Here is a 2,688-nt window from a genome sequence, read left to right on the forward strand (position 1 = left end):
CTCGGGGCGGGACTTCTCGGCCTTGGCCACCTCCGCCGCGAACGCCGGGCTCTCCTCCACCAGTGCCCGGCACAGCAGCAGGCCCTGCGAGCCGGCACCGGTCACGAGGCAGGAGAGGCCGGGCGTGATGCCCGAGCGGCGCAGCGCCGCCCATGCCACGGTCGCCGGCTCCACGCAGACCAGGTCCTCCAGCGGCACGTCCGGCGCGACCGGCCACACGAACTCCACCGGCGCCACCGCGTACTCGCTCAGCAGCCCCGGCACGGTCAGCCCGACCGCGGCCCGGCCGGCACAGGCCGACGTCCGTCCCTCCCGGCACGGCGGGCACGTCAGACAGCAGTAGTCCGGCTCGATGACCACGTCCTGACCGACCGTCAGGCCCTCGACGCCCGCGCCGATCGCGGCCACGCGGCCGGCGCCTTCGTGGCCCAGGATCCACGGCCGGCGCGGCGGGGGCCGCCGTCCCGCGTACACCGCGAGGTCGGAGCCGCACAGGCCGGTGCCGCGCATCCTGATCAGCACCTCTCCGGCACCGCACGCGGGGTCCGGCACGGAGGTCACGGACAGCACGCCGGGCTCCGTCAGCACGGCGGCCCTCAAAGGACCGCCCACTCGTCGCGGCGGCGGATCGTCGGCGGGCGCATGCGCCAAGCCTGCCACGTGTGATCAGCCCGCGGTAGATCGCACCGATGGCCTTGCGCCATTTTCTTCCGGCAGCGGCCAAATCCCCCTTCACAACAGCGGGTTTCGGCCTGTGGACGGGCTCGTGGAACGCGTACGCTGTGCCAGGCAATCATGCACCGCGTGTACCATGAAAGAGGAGCATTTCGACATGTCGGACAGCACCCTGGTCTCCGAAGTGGACCAGAGCTTGTACGCACTTTCCCCCGAAGGACAGGCATTACTGTTCACCGAGGCGAAGACGGCCTATGCCTTCCGTGACGAGCCGGTCGGGGACGACCGCCTGAAGGCCATATACGAACTCTTCAAGTGGGCTCCAACCTCGGCGAATATCAACCCGCTGCGGATCCTCTACGTCCGCACCGAGGACGGCAAGCGCCGACTCCTCGACGGCGTGGCACCGCCCAACCGTGAGCAGACCGCATCGGCCCCGGTCACCGCGGTGCTGGCGGCGGACACGCAGTTCGCGGAGTACGTCCCCTTCCTGGCCCCGTCCAACCCCGAGCTCCGGGCGATACTGGAGTCCAACGAGGCCCTGCGGGTGGCCCAGATGGACCTCAACGCCAGGCTCCAGGCCGGTTACTTCGTGCTGGCCGTGCGGGCCGCAGGCCTGGCCGCGGGCCCGATGGGCGGCTTCAACGCGCACGCCGTCGACGAGGAGTTCTTCCCCGACGGCCGGTGGAAGTCGATCCTGCTGGTCAACATCGGCCACCCTGCCGAGGACGCGTTCCGCGAGCGGGGGGCGCGGCCGTCCTACGAGCAAGCCGTGCAACTGGTCTGACAGCGGATCAGCTCGGCACGACGCCGACATTTCGAGAGAACGGGACACTCGGCGCGAGTGCCCCGTTCCCCCGCCGCACCCGGCCCGCGCGCGAAGCCGGAGTAGTTCGTGACGTACGACTCAAACGCTTGACATTGCGGTGCGCAGCGATTTATCCATGATTCCGAGAGTTGCTCCCACCCATTCGGTGTCCCCATTCGGTGTCCCCCCACCCATTCGGTGCGCGCCCACCCGCGCCTTGATCACACACCGTCACCACAAAGACTCCGGTTTTTACCTGTCTTTTTCCTCCATCATTCTCGCCGTGGCGTGAAACGTCACAGCTGTCGTCTGCCCGTACGTCAAGCAGTTCGAGCGGCGGTGTTCCCTTCGCGGCCGCACAACACTAGGGAATGTCGGGAGCTGGCATGTCATTAGGTTTTGTAGAATGCCGCGATTCTACGGCCGCCGTCACCGGCCGACGTGATCTGGTCGAGCGCGACGCCGCACTGACCGCGCTGCGCGCGTCGTTGGCGGACGCCGCCGGCGGCAAAGGACGGCTGGTCGTCGTCGAGGGACCGCTCGGCAGCGGCAAGAGCAGACTGGTCCACGAGTTCCTCGAGACCCTGGAACCCGGCACCGCGCGCGTCCTGCGGGCCACCGCGTCGCTGCGCGAAGAGGCGCTTCCGTTCGGCGTGCTGACCCAGCTCTCCCACGGCCTGGCCATCCCGCCGGCCCGCCGGGAGGCGTTCCGCTCCCTGCTCGCCGCGGCGGTCGAGCACGCCCTCCTCCACGGCGGCACCGCCCCTGCGGCCCAGGACGCCGCGGACCCCCGGATCGCGGGCGCGTTCCAGAAACTCACCGTGGAACTGGCCCACTTGGCCGAAAGCACCCCCCTGGTGATCTGTGTCGACAACGCCCACTACGTGGACGCCCCCTCCTTACACTTCCTCGCGGGCGTCGTGGCCTGGCTGCACTCCACCCGCATCCTGGTGCTTGTCACCGACGACCCGACCATGCGCCGGCCGCGCTCACCGCTCCTCGGCGGGCTCGCACCGAGCCCTCACGTCCACCGCGTCCCTCTGGCCCCGCTCAGCCGAGCCGCCGTGCACAGGCTCGCCACCCGGCTCCTCGGACCGTGCACCGCCACCCCCCGGCTCACCGCCGACCTGTACGCCGTCAGCGGCGGCAACCCGCTGGCCGTACGTGCTCTGATCGTCGATCAGCAGACGGGCGGCACCGGCCAC

General features: G+C 69.9%; 3 protein-coding genes. 2 read left to right on the forward strand and 1 reads right to left on the reverse strand.

The window, feature by feature from the left end:
* Window positions 1–570 (reverse strand): alcohol dehydrogenase catalytic domain-containing protein (locus ABZ646_RS44490; protein WP_360532892.1); only part of this gene is annotated, 570 nt, incomplete at its 3' end.
* A 262-nt stretch (window positions 571–832) separates the two neighbouring features.
* Between ABZ646_RS44490 and ABZ646_RS44495 the strand changes: the two genes are divergently transcribed.
* Window positions 833–1,462 carry a malonic semialdehyde reductase gene (locus ABZ646_RS44495; RefSeq protein ID WP_360532895.1) on the forward strand — a complete coding sequence of 210 codons (630 nt, stop codon included), beginning with the start codon at window positions 833–835 and terminating at the stop codon, window positions 1,460–1,462.
* A 407-nt stretch (window positions 1,463–1,869) separates the two neighbouring features.
* A partial coding sequence (locus ABZ646_RS44500) for an AAA family ATPase (RefSeq protein ID WP_360532898.1) occupies window positions 1,870–2,688 on the forward strand: 819 nt, incomplete at its 3' end.

It is taken from the genome of Streptomyces sp. NPDC007162, from assembly GCF_040634175.1.
GTDB lineage: Bacteria > Actinomycetota > Actinomycetes > Streptomycetales > Streptomycetaceae > Streptomyces.

Excerpts from the sequence above, each read along its gene's own strand:
- ABZ646_RS44495 (WP_360532895.1), top strand. The coding sequence starts at position 833 with ATGTCGGACAGCACCCTGGTCTCCGAAGTGGACCAGAGCTTGTACGCA.